This is a genomic window from Lysinibacillus phoenicis, from assembly GCF_047238325.1.
Classification (GTDB): Bacteria; Bacillota; Bacilli; order Bacillales_A; family Planococcaceae; genus Lysinibacillus; species Lysinibacillus irui.
This window is the reverse complement of sequence record NZ_JBDFMP010000002.1, coordinates 3,805,037-3,827,993: the sequence shown is the minus strand read 5'-3', so window position 1 is coordinate 3,827,993 and position 22,957 is coordinate 3,805,037. Positions and strand designations below refer to the sequence as shown.

Here is a 22,957-nt window from a genome sequence, read left to right as displayed (position 1 = left end):
GAAGGTTGTGATGAATTTGAGTTTACTTCAAAATACCCCATTACTAATTGCCCTCTTTGCAGTACTCTTTGCACAGTTTGTCAAAATCCCCATCCATTTTTTAATGACTCGACAAGTAAAATGGAGTCTCTTTACTTCGACAGGTGGTATGCCAAGCTCTCACTCCGCTTCTGTCACTGGACTGGCAACCTCTATAGCTTATGAGACAGGCTTGGATTCCCCCATTTTTGCGGTAGCTGCCATGTTTTCAATTATCGTTATGTACGACGCAAGTGGTGTTCGATACCAGGCAGGGCAACATGCAGCTATCCTCAATCAGCTACGCAAGGATTTCCAAACATTACTACATGATTTAAAAAAATGGCCACAGATGGATGGACAGGAGAAAATGGAGGAATTGAAAACACTATTAGGTCATAAACGAAGTGAGGTATTTTTTGGGGCTCTCACAGGAATTTTTATCGCCATCATAACCTACGAGTTTTTCATATTGTAAACACTCTGACACAGCCTTTAAAAAGGAGCTGTGTTTTTTTCTATAAAAAAAGTATTCCTCCCTCGATTGAAAGAAGAATACTAACCACATTAGAACATTCGGTATCCACTTTTTCGTAAAAAAATCATCACAATGCCCGCCACAATCGAACCTGCAAAACCACCTGATAAAATAGCAATATCTACAAACTGAAGAGCTTGTAATTTATCGATTAACGCTGGAAATGCAGAGCCTGGCTTAAATATATAATCTAAGAAGCTGACTTCATCAACGATAAAGATGACAACAATTGGATACACAATCGCCATTAACCACGTCATACGTAACAGCATATTTAATAAGAATCCGATACCAAAGAACATGACGAAAAATAACAAAATAGAAATGATTAACTGTACTAATGAAACTGGACCATCCATATATGTATAACCTCCGTTTTCCTCTCATTAGTTTACATGATTACGACAACGCTTTCAATGAACATATCCTTGATTTCGCTTGTTCGACATATTTAGGAAAATCACTGATTTATCATCGTCTGTTAACTACGATTAACGTTTGCGGGTGTTCACTCTTCTTCCGCGGGTATTCACTCTTCTTCCGCGGGTGTTCGCTTCTCTTCCGCGGGTGTTCACTTCTCTTCCGCGGGTATTCGCTTCTCTTCCGCGGGTATTCACTTCTCTTCCGCGGGTATTCACTTCTCTTCCGCGGGTGTTCACTTCTCTTCCGCGGGTATTCACTTCTCTTCCGCGGGTGTTCACTTCTCTTCCGCGGGTGTTCACTCCTCTTCATCGGGTGTTCACTTCTCTTCCGCGGGTGTTCACTTCTCTTCCGCGGGTATTCACTTATCCTCCGCGGGTATTCGCTTCTCTTCCGCGGGTGTTCACTCTTCTTCCGCGGGTATTACTTCTCTTCCGCGGATTCACTTCTCTTCCGCGGGTATTCGCTTCTCTTCCGCGGGTATTCACTTCTCTTCCGCGGGTGTTCACTTCTCTTCCGCGGGTATTCACTTCTCTTCCGCGGGTGTTCACTTCTCTTCCGCGGGTGTTCACTTCTCTTCCGCGGGTATTCACTTCTCTTCCGCGGGTGTTCACTTCTCTTCCGCGGGTATTCACTTCTCTTCCGCGGGTATTCACTTCTCTTCCGCGGGTGTTCACTTCTCTTCCGCGGGTGTTCACTCCTTTCCTTTTTAACTAAAAAAACTATTGAAGACAAATACTTATCTTCAATAGTTCTACTATTACTTTATGAAGTTGATTGGGTTAACAAAAACTTAGGTGATTTCCAAAGCTGGGCCCACTTTTTAATGGCTGTGATGACAATTAATAGACCGAGCATTAGCATAATAACCGATAAAATACCGTTTAACATATTGAAGCCTGCAGCTGCTGGATTCCAATATACATTTTTAATCATCCAGTAGCCGGCAACATTAACAGTGACGTATAAATAAGCCAATGGAATAAAGCATGTCAATGCATAGATTCGCTTATCAGCAACCTTTAATACCATCGTCACCCCACATACTAAACCAATGGCTGCCATTAGCTGATTGGATACTCCGAACAATACCCAGATGGAGCTAATATCGCCTGAATACAATAAATACCCCCACATAAAGCAAGCAAGTGCACTAGCAAAAATTGTTCCTGGCACCCAATTAGTACGCTTTAATGGTTTATAGACATTGCCTCCAAAGTCTTGTATTAAGTAACGAGCTACCCTCGTTCCTGCATCGATTGCAGTTAGAATGAAAACAGCCTCAAACATGATGACAAATTGATAGAAATAAGAAGATAAGTTCGCAAACCATGGAATCCCTGTAAAGATATCCGTCATCCCGACAGCAAGTGTTACAGCTCCGCCTGTGCGCCCTTCTAAGTCCATGCCAATACTTTGTGATAAGGCTTGTAAATGAACAGGCTCCATTCCTAATGTAGCAAACACAGCTGGTGCTGAATTAATCGCAAAATAATCTGCTGGATGAAGTGCCGTTGCAGCAATTAATGCCATTACACCTACTAAAGATTCTACTAACATAGCGCCAAAGCCTACAATACGTATATCTTCCCAACGGTCAATCATTTTAGGCGTTGTACCTGATCCTACAAAAGCATGGAAACCAGAAATGGCACCACAAGCAATTGTGATGGATACAAACGGCCAGACAGGACCTGCAATTACTGGACCACCACCATGAATAAACTCCGTAAATGGTGGGAATTGAATAGCAGGGTTGACGAAGAAGACACCAATAATTAACGCAATGAATACCCCAATTTTCATGAAACTACTTAAATAATCACGTGGAGCTAATAATAGCCACACAGGTAAAGCTGCAGCGAAAAATGCATAGATTGGTAGAATAATCGCTAATGTATCACGATCAAATGTTAAAAATTCACCAAAAGCTGTACCTTGAATAAGCGGTCCTACAAATACACCAATCATTAATAAAATAAAGCCAATAGTTGACGTAACAATTAAATTACCTGTTTTACGATAGGCAATCCCCACGAGCATGGCGATAGGAATAGTAATCCCTACTGCAAATGTTCCCCATGGGTTGCGTTCTAATGCACCTAGCACTACCATCGATAGGCCAGCCATTGTAATCGTAATAATAAATAGCATCGCAAGGCCTGTACAGAAGCCCGCAATAGGACCAAGCTCCTCCTTCATTACTTCCGATAATGATTTACCACCATGACGCATGGAAGCAAATAGCACAACTGCATCATGGACTGCCCCACCAATTACCGCTCCTATTAATAACCAGAGTAGTCCAGGTAAATATCCAAACTGTGCAGCCAAAATTGGTCCAACTAAAGGTCCTGCTGCGGCAATTGCTGCAAAATGATGCCCAAATGTTACCCATTTATTCGTCGGAACATAGTCCTTACCATCTTCCAAAGCGTGGGCGGGTGTGGGCGTATCATCTTTTATTTTGAGCACCTTCTTTGTAAAGAAAATGCCATACAAACGATAGCTGATCATTAAAATACAAATCGAGCCTATCACAATTGTAATCGCATTCATCTCAACACCCCTTTTACTTTTTTTCACATCATAGCAAAGGAATGTCCACATTATTCACAAAATTAATTGAAATGTCAGAAATCAATGTTAAAAGGTAGTATTCTATTGTTGAAATGCAACTATTTTGAGAGGTCGAAAATTTTTCGAACATCCTTCATATACAGCCTACTTACAGGAATTGAATGTCTGTTATGCAAGATTAAATTATATTTAGAATTGCTCCAAGGCTCCAGTTCCACAATATGCTCTAAATTGACTATAAACGCACGGTGGACACGCACAAAGCCTTTTAACGATAGCCTCTTTTCTAAGGCTGCTAATGACTCGGAAGCAAAAAATCTTCCTTGTTCTGTCACCACAACTGTTTTACTATCTTCAGATGTACAATATAAAATATCCTGTACTTTTATTAATAAAATTCGATCGTTGATAAAAACTGTTAATTTATCAAGCTTATCCAACTGTGACCCCTTTATTTCTTCCAATGTTTTTACCTGAGCAGCTCGTTTTTTAGCTATTAACTTTTCTACAGCTATTTGTACCCGCTGTGCCTCAAAGGGTTTCAAAATATAATCAAATGCATTCACTTCAAATGCCTGTAATGCATAGTCATCATAGGCCGTAGCAAAAATAATTTCAGGTCTCTGTTCATTTAGCAAAAGCTGTCTGGCTAAATCAAGACCATTATTCATCCCTAATTCAATATCTAAAAATACACAATCTACCTTTTCAAGCTGTGATTCTTTGTAAAATTCCTCTAGATTTTCAGATTCACCACAAACATTGACTAAAGCTGTTTGCTCTAACAAATAACGTAGCTCAGCCCTTGCTAATGGTTCATCATCAACAATATATACATTCAATTTCGTCTACTCCCATCTAGTCGCCTTTAACGGCAGTTGAATCATAATTTTTGTTCCTACATCTAACGTACTTGTTATATGAAAATCAGCCTCAGAACCGTAAATTTCATGTATTCGCTGATAAATATTCCATAACGCCGTGCCTGTCCCATGTTCCGATTCCATAATACGTTTGCCCAGTTGTTTCACCTGTTCCTTCCTCATGCCACAGCCATTATCCTCGGTCAATAGCAATAGTTTGTCGTTCACGCGTTGTACTTTGACATAAATTTTGCCTTCCTTACGATTTTTAAAGGCATGGTAAATAGCATTTTCGACGAGTGGCTGTAAGGTAAATGGAGGGATTTGTACATCAAAGAGTGTTTCATCCATTATAAATTCAACTTCATAGCGATTTGGAAACCTTGTTTGCTCAATGGATAAATAAGCTTCAACATGATCAATTTCATTCTTCAATGGAATGAGCATTTGTCGTGCGCCCTGCAGATTGCTTCTAAAAAATGTACTAAGCTTGATTAATAAAGCTCGCGCCTCATCCGCATCTGTTCGAATTAAGCTTGATATAGTATTAAGGCTATTAAAGAAGAAATGGGGATGGACTTGTGCTTGTAGCGCTTTAATTTCAGCATCCTTTAATAATTTCCGTTGTTGTTCACTTTCAGCATATTCAAGCTGTGAGGAGAATAGTCTGCTTAAACCCTCCGCCAATTCCTTCTTCACCCCTGTCAAAGAATCTGCTTTAGTGAAATAAAGCTTCAAGCTTCCCACTGTTCGATGCTGCACCTTCAATGGTAGGACAATGGCAGCACTTAATGGACACCCTTCATGTGGACATTGAATTTCCTGTTCAGATGTAGCCATTAAAATTTTGCCATCCTCTAATACCCGTTTCGTCAAAGCCGTCATTATTTCACGATGTATTAAATGATGATCCTCACCAACTCCAACATGTGCTAACACGCCATTTTTGTCAGTAATAGCGACCGCATCTACTTTTATTTCTCTTTTAATAATTTCAGCAACCGTTTGGCATGATTCTTCATTTAAGCCTTTTCGAAAATGCTCAATGGTTTGTTGGGCAATAGAAAAAGCCTGATGTGTTTGTAATGCCTTTGTCCGCTCCTCTTCATCAATAAACGTTTTAATAATCATAAAAAACAAAAATATCCCAAAGGCATTCATTAAAATCATAGGCATCGCAATTAATGATACTAACTGCAAGGCCTGTTCTAATGGCTTCGCGACTACTAAAATCACCACCATCTGTATCGTTTCCGCGCAGATTCCAATGATGACAGCTTTCTTATAGGAGAAAGTTTGCCGTATTTTGAAACGTTTACTTAAACCACCTGTAATAAAACCAGCTAGAATCGTCGAAACACCACATGCTATTGCTGTAAAGCCCCCTAGTGTAATACGATGAATACCTGCAATAATACCTACACAAACACCAACAAGAGGTCCACCAAAAATACCCGCAATGGCGACACCGATTAATCTCGTATTGGCAATGGCCTCCTCTGCATTGATCGTACTATGTATCATCTGATTTAAAGGATGGATGGTACCACTTTCAATTTTAATCCCTGTATAACTACTGATAATACATAGGCTACTAAAGATGATAATAAGCCATATTTTTTCCTTCGTTCCTTGCTCCTGAAACAACTTCTCTCGAAACAGTCGCCACCTTGACATTAAAAAGGCAAACACAATGATCAGCCCGACTCGCTCTAACATAAATAAAAATAGCTCCATCATAGGTTCCCTCCTGAAGCCCTATCATTTTTTAAAGAACAATCGATAGGAAGTATAACCAAAAATATCCCCAGGATTAATTCCCTCGATCGCTTCTAATTGATGTTTTTCAAATTGATTGGATGCCATTTCCTTTAACATCACAGAGGTCGTTTCATCTTGTGCTAGTTCCTGTGGATACAACCATTTCGCTTCTAATATTTCTTTTTCCTGAATGGTAACCTGCTGTCGCGCATCTAGCATATGACAATAGAATATGGCCATATTATCACTAATATCATCACGGATAACACCTGTTCTAAATCCAATTAAGCCCGATACTTTACAATCGATTCCAGTTTCTTCTTTGATTTCACGAATGACCGCCTCATCTACTGTTTCACCCGCATTCACAAATCCCGCTGGCAAGGACCAACGCCCCTTCAGTCCACTATACGCCTTTTTAACAACTAACCATTGCCCATGCTCGTTAACTGTAACACCGGATACACCTAACCATATTTTCCCTCGATCTTTTCTCATAACCTTCACCTCTATCTCCCTATTATACCTGCTTGCTTTCAATGGAATGAAGCATTTATTCTGAATTTTACGGCTAATCCACATTAAAAAGGCCTCTTCCATTGAACATCAATGAAAGAAGCTTTTTTATTGTACATCGACTGCTATTTCATCAAAGAGAGACTCGCCGATGTAAACATGTAACTCCCATACCCCAGCTGACGGGAAATCCATTACAGTAGGAAAATGTGTATCAGCACCATTGTTCGGACTTAACCCAATTTGATTAGAATAAGCCCAAACCTTCCCTTTAGAATCTTTTAATATTTTATGTTCTTTTCCCTCTTCATCAATCCCTATAATCTTTAATGGGCCCTCTAGTTCTTCCTTCTTTCCCCAAAAGTGTCACATATACTTATTAGCTTTTCCATGTACAATCGGTTGAACCTCAGACTCTCCTTTCTTTCCTGAACCAATTAAAAAACCAAGCCTTCCTTCTTTTCCAATTAACACATATTCACCTTCAGTCCCATCGTCAAAAGTCACAGGTAGTTTGAAAGTTGGACTGACAGTCATACGCTCATCATCAGAGCATCCCATTAATAGAACAGTGAACAACAATCCCGCAAAAAGCCGCTTCATGCCTAACCTCCTTATTCAAAGTAAATTGGGTCTCTATTATTATTTAAACAAGTTATGAGTTCTCTTTTGAAATTTTCATTTTCAATAAGTATGAATGCTGTCTCCAAATCGAAAAAACCAACCTCTAAACTTTCATTACTTGTTTGACATGTACCACTAATCGGCATTCCGATCCACCACATATTACAGACATTACTCTTTACTTCCTGTGAAACGCCGCAAAATTTTATAATTTCAATATCTATTCCCGTTTCCTCTTTTACTTCTCTAATAACCGCTTCTTTAAAAGTTTCATTCTTTTCTACACAACCACCCGGTAACTCCCACCCCCTAATCGGATCTTTCTTTAAAAGGATTTTATTTTGATGATCTACTACTACTGCACCTGAAGTAATTTTAAACAGTTGTATGATTCTCATCTCCTCTATTATTTAGCAAAAAACATTCCCTCTATAATAAATTACCATATTCCTACCATTATATATGATACCTTGTTACAATTCACAATAGGTATTTTTACTTACTAGAGGAAGGAGATTATAATGATCATTAAAATGAATCATCTAAATATGAAAGACTTTAATAAATCCAACGAGGGTTTCATGGTCTCTGGTAGAATTATACCGACCTTAGAGAATAATGTTTGGAGCTATACAGAAGAAATATTTACTCAACCATTCGTTAAGAAGTACGAAGATGATGAAATAGACATCAGTTATATTGAAGATGATAGGAAAGCTGTATTTTTTTATTACGTGGACAACAACTGTGTTGGACAAATAAAGCTCTGTTCGAACTGGAATGGGTATGGACTTATTGAAGATATAGCTGTTAAGAGTGCTTATAGAAAAAATGGTGTTGGAACGGCATTAATTAATCAAGCAATGAAATGGGCTAAGGAAAACAATTTATGTGGACTGATGCTTGAAACACAAGATATTAATGTATCCGCTTGTTATTTTTATGCTAAAAATAATTTTGTTATTGGTGCCGTTGATACAATGCTTTATTCAAACTTTCCATCAGCCAATGAACTAGCAATTTTTTGGTATTATAAATTTTAGATATATTGTTGTTTTGAACAAAAGGACTTGTGTTTAACTAAACAAGGAGGGGCAGTTCATAGTAAAAAACGCTCCCCTCCGTTATTTCAATACGGAAGAAAGCGCAGGTTAGCATTCATATTCAAATATTCGTTAAACCAACGATCAACTCGTTGGTATCATTACGTAAGCATGACATCCTATTGTCTGTTCAATGAATTACTCACAAACCTCAGGTGTACCTTCACGCTTTGCTGTTCTGAAAGACGTACCACAGCCACATGATGCAATGGCATTTGGATTATCGATTGTGAAGCCACCGCCCATTAGCGATTGTTTATAGTCAATTTTTGTTCCCATCAAAATCGGCGCATCTTCACGGGAAACAAGAATTGTTAAACCATGCTGTACATCTTCAAAATCATCTTCTTTTTTCTCTTGATCAAAATGCATGCCATAGGATAGCCCGCTACAGCCACCACCATTTACTACTACGCGTAAAAAAGAACCTTGCTCTTCATTATGCTCCATCATTTCATTAATATGAAAGCCAGCAGCTTGTGTAATTTCAATAACTTGCTTTGTACTTGTCATCCCAATCACCTTCCTTCTTACGTATTATCATATCAATTTTGACCATTGTATGACAAACATTCAGCTTCAAGTCGATTTTTAGTCATAATTCTAATATTCTTCACTTTATTAGTTCATTTTATTCATGTTTATAAAAACACCATTGGTATAATAGTTACAATGACTTCTATACAGGGGGTAATATATATGGAGATTTCACCATATTATGAAAAACAAATTCAGTGTTTGAATTGTAAGAAAGAGTTTCCAACGTTAAAAGTTCGCTCTAAGTTTATTAAGGTAGATCATACAGAAACAGATTTCCAGCCAATTTATTCAGATGATGTGAATGCGCTTTATTACAATGTCTTTGTTTGTGAGCATTGCGGCTTTTCCTTTACAGAAGACTTCACAAAATATTTTGCACCAGGTATCCAGGATGTCATACGCACACAAATTACGGAAAAATGGGTGCACCATGATTTCAAAGGTGAACGTACTGTATTTCAGGCGATTCAAGCTTATAAACTTGCCTTTCTCTGTGGCACAATTAAAAAGGAAAAAAATGTAGCAATTGCTGGATTAGCTTTACGACTTGCATGGCTTTATCGTTCTTTGAACAATAGTGGACAAGAGGAACGCTTTATGAAGTTAGCACGTGATCATTATATGGAATCTTACTCAACTGAAGATTATAGCTCCACACAAATGTCAGCTGTTCGTATTATGTATATGATTGCTGAACTATCTAGACGAATAGGGGATATTGAAAATGCCACACGCTTCCTTTCAAGAGTTATTGAAAAGCAAAGCTCAGGTGGCGAAGCAAAAATTATCGATATGGCGAAAGAACAATGGGCTATTATACGTAAGGAAAAAGAACATGCACGTCATGTGTAATAATTAAAAAAGTTCTAGCTGGCGATCAGCTAGAACTTTTATGATGACTTAGAATACTTGCTCTACTTCCACAATACCTGGTACTTCTTCTAATAAAGCACGTTCAATACCAGCTTTTAGCGTAATCGTAGAACTTGGGCAACTACCACAAGCACCTAATAAACGTAGTTTAACAACGCCATCCTCTACATCTACTAATTCACAGTCTCCACCGTCACGTAGTAAGAAGGGACGTAATTTATCTAATACCTCTTGAACTTGGTCATTAATTGTTGCTTCTGCCATTTATCTCGACTCCTTTCCTTATAATGATTATAATGTTAGCAACAGAAAAAATCCAATAATGAATCACAAGGAGAGTAAATACTATGCAACCAACGAAACCTATGATTGAAATTTATGGAACAGCTGTCATCTGTGCTAGCTGTGTCAATGCCCCATCTTCAAAGGATACATATGAGTGGCTACAAGCAGCCATCAATCGCAAATATCCAGATCAAGCATACGATATTCGCTATATCGATATTGAAGGTCCAATTGAGAATGACCGCGACCAAGAATATGCGACACGTATTCAAGAAGATGAGTTCTTCTACCCTCTTGTCCTTATTAATAATGAGGTTGTTGGAGAAGGCTATGTCCAGTTAAAGCCTGTATTTACAGCACTTGAAAACTTAGGCTTTGTTCCAGACGAAACGGTATAGCAAAGGCAAAGGGATTGTTTCAAAATGATTTTGAAACAATCCCTTTCAACTAATTAATCATTTTGACGTTTGTAATACCATAGTAATCCTGATTTCATCAAGCGAGCGATACGACCTGTTACTGTTGTATCAGCTAAATACACAAAGCCTTGTTTTTTACCAAGAGCTCCCATAAAGCCTTTTAATTTAATATCCGGCATTTTCTCTGGTAATTGCTCACCTTTCCACCGCATACGAAGTACTTTCACGATTTGCTCCGCTTGTTCCTCAGCCAATTGGGCTGTTGGTGGCAAATCTGATGCAGCACAATCCCCTACAACATAGACATGCTCATCATCAAGTACATTAAAGTATTGCGTTACAAGAGGTCGATCATGTTTATCCTTCTCAACATCTAGGTCACGAACGATTTTGACAGGTTGAACCCCAGCAGTCCATACGACAGCATCAAGTAAAATTTCATCATCATGATTGAAAATTTTACCTTCCTCCACTTTTGTAATATTAGAATTGGCAACGACATCTACATTATGTTTTACAAACCAATCCTTGACGTATTTACTTAGTTTTTCTGGAAAATCCTTTAGAATACGTTGACCACGGTCAAATAATTTTATTTTTAAATCTGAACGACTTTCACGTAGCTCACTTGCAAGCTCAATTCCACTTAAGCCAGCCCCTACAATTCCCACTGTAGATCCAGCCGGTAAACCACAAAGTGCTTGGAATGTGGCACGAGATTGTCCCATTGTTTGGATGCTGTATGTGTTCTCTGCAGCACCTGGTACACCATGATATTTATCTTCACAACCTAGACCAATGACTAAATCATCATATTCAATACGTTGTCCGTCTTCTAAAATGACTACTTTTTCCGCACGATTAATTTCAACGACTTCACCATATATAGCTGTTAAACGTTCATGTTCTGGGAAGCTTACACGAATTTCTTTATCTGTTGCAGTCCCTGCTGCTAATGCATAAAACTCAGTTTTTAAACTATGGAATGGGGCTCTATCTACTATAACTACCTCTCTGTCTAATGGCAGGTTATTTAATAGACGAAGCATGACACGCATATTGCCGTAGCCGCCACCTAAAAGTACTAATTTTCCCATAATAGTCTCCTTTTATGTCTCTTTTAATAATTGTTCACAAAGTATCCACAAACGAGTATAACTGATTGTGAGAAGTTTCACAATATCAGAATGAAATTTTGTGAAAGATTTCACAAAACAAACGAGAACTTGTTGATTTCGCACGTTTTTATACGTAATTACTAACGATTTTCCCTTTATCTGTTATAAAAAAACGTTCCTTTACCTTAAACTTAAATAATTGACGAAAATCGTAAAACCGAGTAGCATTACTTTGGTGAGGTGACATGGATGAATCCAATGGTTGAATTTTGTATTAGTAATTTAGCAAATGGCTCTCAAGCAACTTATGAAGTACTCGAACGCGACCCGAACATCGACGTTTTAGAATATGGCTGCCTCAGTTATTGTACAAAGTGCTCAGAATCTTTTTATGCCATTGTAAACGGTGAATTAGTCGAAGCTGATTCTCCCGATGCATTAACAAAAGCCATTTATCAGTTTATTGAAGAAAATCCATTATGGTAGTTTTTCTTAAATACCTATATGAATAAATTTGAACAAATAAAAAGGATGTTATGCTAAAACAGCATAAACATCCTTTTATTACTTTAATACATCCATTACATATGTAGGTCGACTTTCTTTCTCTAGAACAACCTTGGTAGGCGTAACGCCAGTATTTACGTGGATGGTGTCACAGCCAAAATTAATGCCACACATAATATCCGTATCATAATTATCACCAATCATTACCATGTCTTCTTTAGTAAAGCGATGCTCTATAGCGATCATTTCTAGCATGGCTGGTGATGGCTTACCTATGTAGATCGGTTCAACATCAGCAACCTCACCTACTAAGCGAGCAAAGGAACCATTACCGGGTAAGAAACCATATTCGGTTGGGAATTTAATATCTTGATTAGTAGCAACAAAAACGGCTCCCTTTTGGACAAAAATCGTTGCTCTAGCTAGCGCCATATAATCAAGCGTACGATCAATCCCCATAACAAATACATCCGGCTCATCCTCAACAGGCACAATATTTTCATTAAGTAATGCCTGTCGAATACCATCTGTACCCATCATGGCTACTTTTTTACCTGGAAAATTAAGTGCCACATACTTTGCTGTTACCAATGCACTTGAATAAATATGCTCTAATGGTGCCTTTATACCAATAGACAATAAAGCTTCTTGCAGTTGTTCTCGCGTCTTCGAAGAGTTATTTGTTACATAGAATGGCTCGATTCCTGCTTGCTGTAAACGATGAATAAAAGCAACCGCAGAAGGAATTCCTTCCTTCCCACGGTAGACAGTGCCATCTAAATCAAAACAATAGGCTTTATATTGTTTCATTGATGATCCTCTGGCAAAAATGCAGAAACTGGCCCTAATTCATTTGTTAAATAATTATGGACCGCTGGCGAGAATTGCTTAAGAGCTGATAAATTGTCTGTTAATACATTGATAACCTCTTGGATATCTACATCTATAAACTCGCGTACAAGCATTTTACGCAAGCCCACAACGGCTTTATATGGTGCTTCCATTTCAGCAGCTACAACTTTTTCATCGACTAAAATATCAATAATATCCTCGTAGCTTCCTGGATCGCGCATAATGAAACCGTCAATCATTAAATTTCCTACATCCATCATTGACTCCATAATGTTGTGTCCAATTCGCTCGATAGCTAATTTCTTTATATCATTTTGAAGCCAGTTATCCTCTGACTCCAAAATTGCTAATAGCCCATCTAAGTACTGTAAATTTTTTGTGATTTTATTACGATCTACAAAATACACAAGGAAAGCCCCCATTCAAATCATTAAAAGTTGATAGTCTTTTCTCTTCTATAGTACCATAACTATAGGATTGGAAGGAGATTAAAAGATGGAACGTTTTTTTTTATATGATGATGTCGAAGATACAAAAACACGCTTTGTTAGTTTTGCTGGGAAAAAGTTACGTTATGATTTAGCTATTTTACAATCAGGCCGCTTCTTTGGGAAAGTACTTGTCATGGATATCCAATTTGGTCGCTTTGCTATTATCGGCCCTGATGATGTAGAAGAACCAGGTTATTTAGAACATGTGTATAATCGCACAGAGGAAGAAACAATCGAATTACGAGAATATTTACGTGAATTATTAAACTAACACCTTTTATAAACTGCCCCGTAAACGTTAGAAACAACTTTTAACGACTACGGGGTGTTTATATATGGCATAAAAAAATTTCGCAGCTCTAAGCTATTGCGAAATCTTTTTTACTTCTAGCTATTTATTTAAAGTGGATGGATTATCTTTATTATGTGGCTTGTCTTTATTTTCATTATCATTTTGTTTTTTCGCTTGCTCATTTTGACCAATGACAGCTAAATCATCTACACTTAAATCAAAGCCAAACCCATATTCCTCTCGATCTAATGGCTTTTTATTACGTTTTTCCTTTGCCAATATGATCACCTCCAGTCATAAATTATCCTTTTTTTTATGATTTATACTTCTTTTTTATCATAATATTAAGCCGTTGCATCCTTAATAATCCATTGCGCAGCGCTAATTAAATCTGGAAAGACAGCATCAGCTAATGGGTCTTGTTCCCCTAGGAATACACCCTTTGTTCCCGCTCGTTTTCCTGCCATAATATCCGTATCGGTATCTCCTACCATATAGGATTTTGATAAATCAATATTATATTTCTTCCCTAGATCCACAATTAATTTACTATTGGGCTTTCGGCAAGCACAGCCAGACTTTGGCTTATGCGGACAATAAACGACTTCGTGGATGGTTGCTCCCTTTTTCTTTAACTCCTTCACCATATGCTCATGTATTTTTTGCAAGCCACTTTCCTTCATAAAACCTAAACCTACGCCACCTTGATTTGTCACGACAAAAACATAATCAAAATGCTTATTTAGCTTTTTTATCGCTTCAGGTACATGTGGCAAAAAATACAAATCCTTCGGCTTATTCACGAATTTTACACGATTCGTTAGTACTTCATTGATGACACCATCACGATCTAAAAATACGGCTCTTTTCATTTCAACACACCTTTGATAGCTGTTTTGAGCTTTAGTTTTCCCCAATTTTTCTAAAGATAACAAGAACAAAGAAAAAACCTGATGCCTAGCACATCAGGTTTTAGTAATTTATTCTGCTAATGATTCGTGATCTGTTGGCTTTGATAGCTCATTCGCATCCAATACTTCTGGTTTTTTCGTGACTTTACCAGTTTTCCGTAGGACAAAATAAGCACAGCCAAAATTACAATACTCATATAGGTAATCTTGCAACGTACTTATTTTCGTATCAAACGTTGATTTTTGATTTTTATCATCAAAAAAGCCCTTTAAACGTAATTGGTTATAGCCCCAATCGCCTACAATATAATCATATCTAGCTAAGATATCTGAGTACCTTTCCTGGAAAACATCCTCCTGAAAGGCTTCTCGATAGTCTTCTATTAGTTCATATTCTAATCCTTCAACTATGATCAAAGTGACACCACCCTTTTTGTTCAGCCTTGACGTTTAGAATTCTGCTTGTAATTGACGTTCTTTTGTTGCAGCATTTACTTGTTCGTCAGCATGGTAACTACTACGTACAAGTGGGCCAGCTTCACAATGTTTAAAGCCTTTTTCCATAGCGATCTTACGCAGTTTACCAAATTCTATTGGTGAATAATACTTTTTAACTGGAAGATGCTTTTTCGTTGGCTGTAAATATTGTCCAATCGTCATAATATCTACATTATTCGCACGTAAATCATCCATTACTTCTAAAATTTCTTCGTGTGTTTCACCTAATCCAATCATTAAAGATGATTTTGTTGGAATATCTGGCTGCATCTCTTTTGCCAAACGAAGGAACTCTAAAGAGCGTTCGTATTTTGCACGAGCACGTACTCTTGGTGTTAAGCGACGTACTGTTTCAATATTATGATTTAAAATATCTGGTTTCGCATCCATAAGCATTTGAAGGTTTTCCTTCACTCCACCTAAATCTGATGGTAATACCTCAACAGATGTGAATGGACTTTTACGGCGAATAGCACGAACTGTTTCTGCTAAAACCTGTGCACCGCCATCCTTTAAATCGTCACGCGCTACCATTGTAATAACCACGTGTTTTAGGTTCATAATAGCTACTGAATCTGCAACGCGCTCTGGTTCTGCTAAATCTAATTCATTAGGTAAGCCTGTTTTAACGGCACAGAAACGGCATGCACGTGTACATACAGATCCAAGAATCATCATAGTAGCAGTTCGTCTTTCTCCCCAACATTCATGGATATTTGGACAGCGAGCCTCTTCACAAACTGTATGCAGATTTTTTTCACGCATTAGCTTTTTAAGCCCTTTATATTCATCATTCGTGTTTAGTTTTATTTTTAGCCACTCTGGTTTTCTTAAATGTTCTTCTTTACTTGTAGGTTTACAAGATGTCATACGAATATCGCCCCTATCAAAAATATGCATTTTTTAATATTAACTATCTTCACTGTTGTCAATGTAACATATTAAATGAACTCCAACAACTATCACAACAAACATTTCTATTTAAATGGGACAGGTATTTCAATGGAAGGTTGAGGTGCATCACTGCTATTTGTATAAATGTTTGGAACAGGCCCTCTTGTTAAGCCCATTGCTACAGGGATATCCTGTGCAACGGTTGAAGATTTACTTGCAAATGGGACAATAATCTGGACATTTACTTCTAAATGAATGCCTACCTCCACATAGGCACTGTTAATCCCAAATTCTTGAATGGAGGATGTCACATTGCTATGAACGTTCCCAATTACGTGGAAGCGAATCGGGATTTTTGGTCCTAGATTTCCGAGCAAAGGAATATTAGCCGCCTGACCAAGTGGCACAAAGAAAACTATACCATCACCTTCTTGAATTCTGTTTATATCGTATTCAACATTCTCTAATTCAGGTAAATGGGATAATTCCCCTTGTTCAGCTTGCTCTAAATACATTTTGACAAGCTCTAATGTCTCCGCTCGAACACGATTAATAATTTCCGTATTAAATTTTGTCGTCATCATTTCAGACGTACCTGGAGGAATATCTTCAATGATATCATTTACATCTAATACATTGGAGGTACGCGAATTAATTGCTTTACTCACAACATATGATGCAATTTTATTGGTCTGTACTTCAGCGTATTGCAAATAGGTGGGCATGAGCCTTTCATTTAAAAAATAAATAAATAATATAAGGCAAGCAACCATACTAATAATTAAAATGGTTAATCGATTAAGACGCATTCCCCTTTTACTATATGAGCGTAATTTCATTCTTTTTCGAGGGAAAAACAAAAAAATCTCCTCCTGTTCCATAACGTATGAACAGGAGGAGCAATTTATTCTACTTTTGTAGGAACCACATAATCTGTCTCAACATTTTCGATTGTCACTCCAGGATAGTCCACTAAATTAATTTCATATGTAGCTGCGAGCAATTGATTTTGCTCCTCAAAAATACGAATCCACGGCAATGCTGCATCTAATGGATTTTGTCTAGAGACAATACCACGTCGTCCATCAGATAACTTTAAAATAACGCCATTAGGATAATGGACAACAGCTCGTTTTAAAGCTTTTACAATTCGTGCATCAAACAGAGTACCAGAGCCCGCTTCAACGATAGCTAGTCCTTGTGAGGGCAACATCTTTTCACGATAAACACGATTTGTAGTAACAGCATCAAATACATCAGCAACGCCAATAATCTTGGCAAATGGATGAATTTCAAAGTCTACAAGGCCTCTTGGATAGCCACTTCCATCAATGCGTTCATGATGTTGAAATGCACAGTGTGCCACAAGCAATGAGATGGAATGTAAATTGCGCAATAAATCAAAGCCATAACGAGCATGCATTTTCATTGCTTCAAACTCCTCATTTGAGAGGCGACCTGGCTTTGTTAAAATGTCTTTCGGTACCATTAGCTTACCAACATCGTGCAATAATGCACCAATCCCTATCAAGCGTAAATCCTCAGCTGAATAGCCAAGTTCTTTGGCAATCGCAATAGAATACAATGTCACTTGGAAGGAGTGTTGATAAAGATATTCATCAAATAAATAAGCATCTGTTAGTATCGTTAAAATTTCATCATTGCCTGTAACAGCCGAAAGTAGCTCATCTACAATGGAGACAATTGTTTTAGATTGCTGATCTAAAATATAAGAGGCATTTACTTGATTTAAACCATCAATTGATTGGAATGAATCCTTAATAGTCGTAATGACTTTACTTCGCATAGCTGGTGGAACTGTCTCTTCTACTTCTATGCCATTAGAAATTTCATCGTCAATATATAAATAGTGTGTATTTAACTGTTGAAGTCTTTGAATAATACGGTCATTAATGACAACATCTTTCTTTAAAAGCGGATGACCTGCTTCATTCCAAATGGTTCTTCCTAATACCATTCCTTCTTTTAATACATCGATTGAAATTAATCGCATGACTTCTTCCCCAATCCATTCTTTAAGCTCTCTCTATTGCTTAAAGAATCTTTGACCATAATCTATCATAATGTTTCGTAAAAATTCAGGTAAAATATATTGTTTCTTTGCATATTTAAAACTTGGATAAAAATAACCAAATGTAAACAAATCTAATGTTACAAGTTTATAAATGTGATCTTGATCCGCCAACTTACCATTAATTAGTAATTGCCGATTTTCATTCATTGAAAAGCCATATGTTAGCATTTTGCCAAAAATAACGCCTCTAAAACCTAAGCCTTTTAATTCAATATAGGGCCACTCTTCATTTTTAGATTGCATATAAATTTCTTTCATTTCAGCAACGGATAATTCAATTATACATAAATTAATAGGATGCGGAAAAATACGATGCAAATCTAAGGCTGTTACCGTTCCTTTAGGCAGACCATCTAAAAATATCCCTGCATTGAATAATGCACAATCGGCACCGCTTTTTTCTAGAATAGCTTGGGCAAATAAATCAGATAGCTGTGAATAGTGGAACCATTCTTTGTTGTAGGATTTCGTCGTTGTAAAGACTGGAGTGTTTAGTATTCTATTCCCTTCATCCTCGAAAAACTGGACCCTTTCCTGTTCGTTTTGAACGATTGGCAAATCCTTATTATGAATTAAAGTATCCTTTTTTTCAACAATTTTCCTCATTTTTTTATCGTATTCAATGACAAGATGGCCTGTATATTGTCCAAATTTCCCTCCTCCTGTCAGTAATACACCATTAATGAGTTTGCCGGTTGGCAGGACATGATGTGTATGGGAGCCGAATATCACATCAATTTCTGGACATTCTTCGGCTAAAAGCTCATCCTCTGTAATACCTAAATGTGATAAGCACACAATAATGTCTACCTCTTTGCGGAGCTGATGAGCTAGTTGTAGTAGTGTACTGCGTGGCTCGTCCATTTGCCAATTTAATTCCTGATAATACACTTCAAACATAGCCGTGGCTGCTATTACACCCACCTTTGTACCTGCTTCGGTTGTTAACACAACATAGGGCTTCATCCACGCAGGATTTTTCCCCGTACTTGAATAGACATTTGCGACCACGACATCAAAATTTGCATTATCATACAAATGAAAGAGCTCTTCGTGGGATAATGTAATACCTTCATTATTACCGATAGTCACCACATCGTACCCTGCATCATTTAGTAATTGTACATTACCTTTACCAACAGTTGCCTCTGTATAGATATTGGAGCGGTCTAAATGATCGCCAACATCAAATAAATAGCTTGTTTCCCCTATTTTTGCCAAACTGTTGCGCATCTCTTTCACAAAGCTTTGCATTCGTGGCCAATACTTAAAATGACTGTGCAAATCATTTGTGTGAAATATATGGATCTTTTCAAGCATTAAAGCCACCTCATTTCTTTAGCTACCATACTTAAGCCAATATGCCTTCAATGATGGATCGAATTCCTAATAATAATAAAATAATCCTTAGTGCAAGAACAAGCGTATCTGATTTAATTTTTTTATTTAATGCTGCGCCCAATTTTGCGCCAATATATGCTCCTGGAATAACAGGAATGGTATAAAGCCATGGAACATGTCCCAAAGCAATATGACTCGCAGAATTAACAATGGACGTTAAAAATACCATAAACATGGATGTCGCCACTGCAACATGTGGTGGAAATAAAAACAAAATAATCATGGCTGGTACAATCATCGAGCCTCCACCAATGCCAAACAACCCTGAGGCAAAGCCAATACCAAATGTTAATGTAATCGCAAACCAAATAGGATACCCATAGACAAAGGTTTGTCCTTCAGAGTCTGTAAATTCTTGTTGCATCCCGTTTTTTACAAACCACTTCACTGGCTTGAGCTTGTCACGGACAAGCAATATAATTGATAAAATAATCAATAGAATACCGAAATACAAATTAAAGGATGGTAAATCCAATCCTTTATTCACCCAAGCACCTAGAATGGTACCTGGAATGCTTCCAATAAAGAATATAAACCCGCTTTTATAGTCTACTGTTTTGGATTTCATATAGCTTAGCGTGGAGGCAAGTCCTGTGAAAATCATCATAACTACAGATAAACCGACTACTTTTTGTGGTGTAATATCTGGAATCATGCCAAGATTTAAACCAATGTATAACGTTGCTGGCACGAGCACAACGCCACCACCTAGCCCAACTAACGAGCCAATTAGACCAGCAAATAAAGCAATGACTACTAATAAAATAAACTCCATTATAGTTCCCCTTCAAATATGTTTAATTGTTTAGGTGCTAACCCGACATCTTTAATATTTAAAATGCTTTGTAGCTCCTTTGCGTTTTTCGCTGCATGATTACCTGAATTATTATTAAATAATACGAAGAGTTCATGGACCTCTGATTCGAGCTTTAGCATACTTTGTCCAAGCTGTTGCAATTCTTCTTTATTATAATCATATAAAAAGCGAACTTTACGCCAATTTTCTGCGTTTCCTGTGTTTCGCCATCCATGGATATTACGACCATGGATACGAATAAGTGCCTTATTGGCAGTTACTTCAGGGTAGAAGGGGACGGAACCTACACCAGCCTGTGGTTCATCACAAATCGTATGAATAAATTGATGTTCACGTAAAAAATTCATTGTCTGCTGAACAACATGATCTGCATACCATGTTTGATTGCGAAACTCTATCGCTACTTCAAAATCCTTAAGTTGCTGCCGAATATATAATAAATATTGAACATTTTTTGCCTGACAATCAAACCATGGTGGAAACTGAGCTAAAACCATTCCTAACTTTCCATAACGTTTAAATTCATGGGCACATTCGATAAAAGCGTTGAACATGTCATTTTTCGATTCAAAAGGAATATCTCCCCGCAAATGTCCGGTCATGCCTTGATAGGCCTTTACGATAAAGCGGAAATTTTCTGGTGTATCCTCACACCATTTACGAACATGCTCTTTAGATGGTATAGCATAAAAAGAAGTATCGACTTCAACTGTTAAAAAATGACCTGTATAATCGAATAATTTATCCTTTGAGGGAGTCACTCCACTATAAAGTGAAGGGTGATCACCCCATCCAGTTAAACCAACTACAATCATGTGACATCCTCCTCTATGTACATAATCATAGCACACAGCATGACACTACAAATAAACATCATGTAAAAAATCTTTTGAACATTACAATGAAAAGGTTTGTCTCTTCTCGAGAATTTATACAAACGAAAAAGCATGAGATATATTACATTGTCCTCATGCCATTTGTTTTAACTGTCTAACAACATTTAAGTAGCTCTATTAGTATGTAGACTTGCAAGGCGAGCTATAAAAAAACCCTTGCCACAAATTTAATTGTGACAAGGGTTGGTTAGTAAATTAACCGATAGAACCTTCCATCTCGAACTTGATAAGACGGTTCATCTCTACTGCGTATTCCATTGGTAATTCTTTTGTAAATGGCTCAATGAAGCCCATTACGATCATTTCTGTCGCTTCTTCTTCAGAAATTCCGCGAGACATTAAGTAGAATAATTGCTCTTCAGATACTTTTGAAACTTTTGCTTCATGCTCTAAAGAAACATTATCATTAAAGATCTCATTGTATGGAATTGTATCAGAAGTAGATTGGTTATCCATGATCAGTGTATCACACTCGATGTTAGCACGTGCACCACTTGCTTTAGGACCGAAACGAACTTGTCCCATATACGTTACTTTACCACCTTGTTTTGCAATCGATTTAGAAACGATTGTTGAAGATGTATTTGGTGCCATATGGATCATTTTTGCGCCAGCATGTTGGTGCTGTCCTTTACCTGCTAATGCAATGGATAATGTCATACCACGAGCACCTTCACCCTTTAGGATACATGCTGGGTATTTCATTGTTAATTTAGAACCGATGTTACCATCAATCCATTCCATTGTACCGTTTTCTTCTACAACTGTACGTTTCGTTACAAGGTTGTAAACGTTGTTCGCCCAGTTTTGAATTGTTGTATAACGGCAATATGCATCTTTACGTACAACGATTTCTACAACCGCTGAGTGTAAAGAGTTTGTTGTGTAAACAGGAGCTGTACAACCTTCAACATAGTGTACGTGAGCGCCTTCATCTACAATAATAAGTGTACGTTCGAATTGACCCATATTTTCAGAGTTAATACGGAAGTAAGCTTGTAATGGAGTTTCGACTTTAACACCTGGTGGTACATAGATAAATGATCCACCTGACCATACAGCTGAGTTTAATGCAGCGAATTTATTGTCAGTATAAGGAATAACTTTACCCCAATATTGTTTGAAAATATCTTCGTTTTCACGTAATGCTGAGTCTGTATCTTTGAACACAATTCCAAGATCCTCAAGGTCTTTTTTCATGTTATGATAAACTACCTCAGATTCGTATTGAGCAGATACCCCAGCAAGATATTTTTGCTCTGCTTCTGGAATACCTAATTTATCAAAAGTAGCTTTGATTTCATCAGGTACTTCATCCCATGAGCGTTGTGTTGCTTCTGATGGTTTTACATAGTACGTAATTTCATCAAAATCTAAATCCCCAAGATCGCCACCCCATTGTGGCATTGGTTTTGTATAAAAAGTTTCAAGTGCTTTTAAGCGGTACTCAAGCATCCACTCTGGCTCTTGTTTCATATTAGAAATTTCACGGACGATTTCTTCAGTCAAACCACGTTTTGAACGGAAAATTGATACGTCCTTGTCATGGAATCCGTATTTGTAATCGCCGATATCAGGCATTTTTTTAGCCATCGTTTCTCCTCCGTTCATTGAGCTGTATTTTTCTGTACAATCCTTGCCCTGA

Annotated in this window: 30 protein-coding genes; 6 read left to right on the top strand and 24 right to left on the bottom strand. The window is 37.5% G+C overall.

Annotated elements, in window-relative coordinates; all coding sequences use genetic code 11:
- Positions 1-10: 10 nt before the first annotated feature.
- Positions 11-496, top strand: coding sequence for a divergent PAP2 family protein (locus ABC382_RS20605; RefSeq protein ID WP_274794242.1), 486 nt, complete (start codon positions 11-13; stop codon positions 494-496).
- Positions 497-585: 89 nt separating this feature from the next.
- On the opposite strand, the gene ABC382_RS20600 is transcribed toward ABC382_RS20605, so the two are convergent.
- The 9 genes from ABC382_RS20600 to ABC382_RS20560 all read right to left on the bottom strand — a co-directional run bounded on the left by ABC382_RS20600 (position 586) and on the right by ABC382_RS20560 (position 7,718).
- Complete coding sequence (locus tag ABC382_RS20600; protein WP_025116669.1) at positions 586-915, bottom strand: YuiB family protein; 330 nt, start codon at positions 913-915, stop codon at positions 586-588.
- A gap of 112 nt (positions 916-1,027) precedes the next feature.
- A complete protein-coding gene (locus tag ABC382_RS20595) occupies positions 1,028-1,288 on the bottom strand; it encodes a hypothetical protein (protein WP_412927068.1) in 261 nt (86 codons plus the stop codon).
- Between the two features lie 111 nt (positions 1,289-1,399).
- Positions 1,400-1,711: a hypothetical protein gene (locus tag ABC382_RS20590; RefSeq protein WP_412927067.1), complete on the bottom strand. Its 312-nt coding sequence runs from the start codon at positions 1,709-1,711 to the stop codon at positions 1,400-1,402.
- A 30-nt stretch (positions 1,712-1,741) separates the two neighbouring features.
- Complete coding sequence (locus ABC382_RS20585; protein WP_274794243.1) at positions 1,742-3,535, bottom strand: carbon starvation CstA family protein; 1,794 nt, start codon at positions 3,533-3,535, stop codon at positions 1,742-1,744.
- A 119-nt stretch (positions 3,536-3,654) separates the two neighbouring features.
- The gene (locus ABC382_RS20580) at positions 3,655-4,398 is read right to left on the bottom strand and encodes a LytR/AlgR family response regulator transcription factor (RefSeq protein WP_322611035.1); all 744 of its coding nucleotides are present in this window, start codon (positions 4,396-4,398) and stop codon (positions 3,655-3,657) included.
- Positions 4,399-4,404: 6 nt separating this feature from the next.
- On the bottom strand, positions 4,405-6,156 hold the full coding sequence (locus ABC382_RS20575) for a sensor histidine kinase (protein ID WP_322611189.1): 1,752 nt from the start codon (positions 6,154-6,156) through the stop codon (positions 4,405-4,407).
- Between the two features lie 24 nt (positions 6,157-6,180).
- Positions 6,181-6,678: an NUDIX hydrolase gene (locus ABC382_RS20570; RefSeq protein ID WP_274794246.1), complete on the bottom strand. Its 498-nt coding sequence runs from the start codon at positions 6,676-6,678 to the stop codon at positions 6,181-6,183.
- A 384-nt stretch (positions 6,679-7,062) separates the two neighbouring features.
- Positions 7,063-7,299, bottom strand: a complete 237-nt coding sequence (locus ABC382_RS20565) for a putative periplasmic lipoprotein (protein WP_322611036.1) — start codon at positions 7,297-7,299, stop codon at positions 7,063-7,065.
- Between the two features lie 11 nt (positions 7,300-7,310).
- On the bottom strand, positions 7,311-7,718 hold the full coding sequence (locus tag ABC382_RS20560; RefSeq protein WP_322611037.1) for an NUDIX hydrolase: 408 nt from the start codon (positions 7,716-7,718) through the stop codon (positions 7,311-7,313).
- Positions 7,719-7,841: 123 nt separating this feature from the next.
- On the opposite strand from ABC382_RS20560, the gene ABC382_RS20555 reads away from it, so the two are divergent.
- Positions 7,842-8,363 carry a GNAT family N-acetyltransferase gene (locus ABC382_RS20555; protein ID WP_322611038.1) on the top strand — a complete coding sequence of 174 codons (522 nt, stop codon included), beginning with the start codon at positions 7,842-7,844 and terminating at the stop codon, positions 8,361-8,363.
- 198 nt (positions 8,364-8,561) lie between these two features.
- Here ABC382_RS20555 and ABC382_RS20550 read toward each other — a convergent pair whose 3' ends face one another.
- Positions 8,562-8,936 carry a HesB/IscA family protein gene (locus ABC382_RS20550; protein ID WP_322611039.1) on the bottom strand — a complete coding sequence of 125 codons (375 nt, stop codon included), beginning with the start codon at positions 8,934-8,936 and terminating at the stop codon, positions 8,562-8,564.
- Between the two features lie 186 nt (positions 8,937-9,122).
- Here ABC382_RS20550 and ABC382_RS20545 point away from each other — a divergent pair, with 186 nt between their 5' ends.
- On the top strand, positions 9,123-9,815 hold the full coding sequence (locus ABC382_RS20545; RefSeq protein WP_312505852.1) for a DUF2225 domain-containing protein: 693 nt from the start codon (positions 9,123-9,125) through the stop codon (positions 9,813-9,815).
- A 48-nt stretch (positions 9,816-9,863) separates the two neighbouring features.
- Here the strand turns inward: ABC382_RS20545 and ABC382_RS20540 are convergent, their stop codons facing one another.
- Entirely contained in the window at positions 9,864-10,100 is a 237-nt protein-coding gene (locus ABC382_RS20540) for a NifU family protein (protein WP_004228295.1), read from the bottom strand.
- A gap of 83 nt (positions 10,101-10,183) precedes the next feature.
- Between ABC382_RS20540 and ABC382_RS20535 the strand changes: the two genes are divergently transcribed.
- Positions 10,184-10,519 (top strand): YuzD family protein, encoded by a 336-nt coding sequence (locus tag ABC382_RS20535; RefSeq protein WP_274794252.1) that lies wholly within the window; start codon positions 10,184-10,186, stop codon positions 10,517-10,519.
- A gap of 53 nt (positions 10,520-10,572) precedes the next feature.
- Here ABC382_RS20535 and ABC382_RS20530 read toward each other — a convergent pair whose 3' ends face one another.
- The gene (locus ABC382_RS20530; RefSeq protein ID WP_322611040.1) at positions 10,573-11,637 is read right to left on the bottom strand and encodes an NAD(P)/FAD-dependent oxidoreductase; all 1,065 of its coding nucleotides are present in this window, start codon (positions 11,635-11,637) and stop codon (positions 10,573-10,575) included.
- A gap of 270 nt (positions 11,638-11,907) precedes the next feature.
- Here ABC382_RS20530 and ABC382_RS20525 point away from each other — a divergent pair, with 270 nt between their 5' ends.
- Positions 11,908-12,144 carry a YuzB family protein gene (locus ABC382_RS20525; RefSeq protein ID WP_036119739.1) on the top strand — a complete coding sequence of 79 codons (237 nt, stop codon included), beginning with the start codon at positions 11,908-11,910 and terminating at the stop codon, positions 12,142-12,144.
- A gap of 78 nt (positions 12,145-12,222) precedes the next feature.
- Here the strand turns inward: ABC382_RS20525 and ABC382_RS20520 are convergent, their stop codons facing one another.
- Both ABC382_RS20520 and ABC382_RS20515 read right to left on the bottom strand, forming a co-directional pair.
- On the bottom strand, positions 12,223-12,975 hold the full coding sequence (locus ABC382_RS20520) for a TIGR01457 family HAD-type hydrolase (RefSeq protein WP_274794254.1): 753 nt from the start codon (positions 12,973-12,975) through the stop codon (positions 12,223-12,225).
- Entirely contained in the window at positions 12,972-13,424 is a 453-nt protein-coding gene (locus tag ABC382_RS20515; RefSeq protein ID WP_312505856.1) for a DUF86 domain-containing protein, read from the bottom strand. The genes ABC382_RS20520 and ABC382_RS20515 overlap by 4 nt, the downstream gene beginning before the upstream one ends.
- An 88-nt stretch (positions 13,425-13,512) precedes the next feature.
- Between ABC382_RS20515 and ABC382_RS20510 the strand changes: the two genes are divergently transcribed.
- Positions 13,513-13,779, top strand: a complete 267-nt coding sequence (locus tag ABC382_RS20510; RefSeq protein ID WP_322605515.1) for a DUF3055 domain-containing protein — start codon at positions 13,513-13,515, stop codon at positions 13,777-13,779.
- Between the two features lie 120 nt (positions 13,780-13,899).
- Here the strand turns inward: ABC382_RS20510 and ABC382_RS20505 are convergent, their stop codons facing one another.
- From ABC382_RS20505 to sufB, 10 genes are all read right to left on the bottom strand, one after another.
- Complete coding sequence (locus ABC382_RS20505; protein ID WP_274794257.1) at positions 13,900-14,079, bottom strand: hypothetical protein; 180 nt, start codon at positions 14,077-14,079, stop codon at positions 13,900-13,902.
- Positions 14,080-14,144: 65 nt separating this feature from the next.
- Complete coding sequence (locus ABC382_RS20500) at positions 14,145-14,672, bottom strand: D-glycero-alpha-D-manno-heptose-1,7-bisphosphate 7-phosphatase (RefSeq protein WP_274794258.1); 528 nt, start codon at positions 14,670-14,672, stop codon at positions 14,145-14,147.
- Positions 14,673-14,780: 108 nt separating this feature from the next.
- A complete protein-coding gene (locus ABC382_RS20495; protein ID WP_274794259.1) occupies positions 14,781-15,128 on the bottom strand; it encodes a YutD family protein in 348 nt (115 codons plus the stop codon).
- Between the two features lie 33 nt (positions 15,129-15,161).
- Positions 15,162-16,079 (bottom strand): lipoyl synthase, encoded by a 918-nt coding sequence (lipA, locus tag ABC382_RS20490; RefSeq protein WP_274794260.1) that lies wholly within the window; start codon positions 16,077-16,079, stop codon positions 15,162-15,164.
- A 107-nt stretch (positions 16,080-16,186) separates the two neighbouring features.
- Complete coding sequence (gene yunB / locus ABC382_RS20485; protein WP_274794261.1) at positions 16,187-16,984, bottom strand: sporulation protein YunB; 798 nt, start codon at positions 16,982-16,984, stop codon at positions 16,187-16,189.
- 23 nt (positions 16,985-17,007) lie between these two features.
- On the bottom strand, positions 17,008-18,117 hold the full coding sequence (locus tag ABC382_RS20480) for an HD-GYP domain-containing protein (protein ID WP_274794262.1): 1,110 nt from the start codon (positions 18,115-18,117) through the stop codon (positions 17,008-17,010).
- A gap of 33 nt (positions 18,118-18,150) precedes the next feature.
- Positions 18,151-19,518, bottom strand: a complete 1,368-nt coding sequence (locus ABC382_RS20475; protein ID WP_322611041.1) for a bifunctional metallophosphatase/5'-nucleotidase — start codon at positions 19,516-19,518, stop codon at positions 18,151-18,153.
- Positions 19,519-19,549: 31 nt separating this feature from the next.
- Positions 19,550-20,374 carry a sulfite exporter TauE/SafE family protein gene (locus ABC382_RS20470; RefSeq protein WP_274794264.1) on the bottom strand — a complete coding sequence of 275 codons (825 nt, stop codon included), beginning with the start codon at positions 20,372-20,374 and terminating at the stop codon, positions 19,550-19,552.
- The gene (locus ABC382_RS20465; RefSeq protein ID WP_312505863.1) at positions 20,374-21,231 is read right to left on the bottom strand and encodes a DUF72 domain-containing protein; all 858 of its coding nucleotides are present in this window, start codon (positions 21,229-21,231) and stop codon (positions 20,374-20,376) included. Before ABC382_RS20465 ends, ABC382_RS20470 begins: the two co-directional genes overlap by 1 nt.
- 276 nt (positions 21,232-21,507) lie before the next feature.
- The gene (gene sufB, locus ABC382_RS20460; protein ID WP_274794266.1) at positions 21,508-22,905 is read right to left on the bottom strand and encodes a Fe-S cluster assembly protein SufB; all 1,398 of its coding nucleotides are present in this window, start codon (positions 22,903-22,905) and stop codon (positions 21,508-21,510) included.
- Positions 22,906-22,957 lie beyond the last annotated feature (52 nt).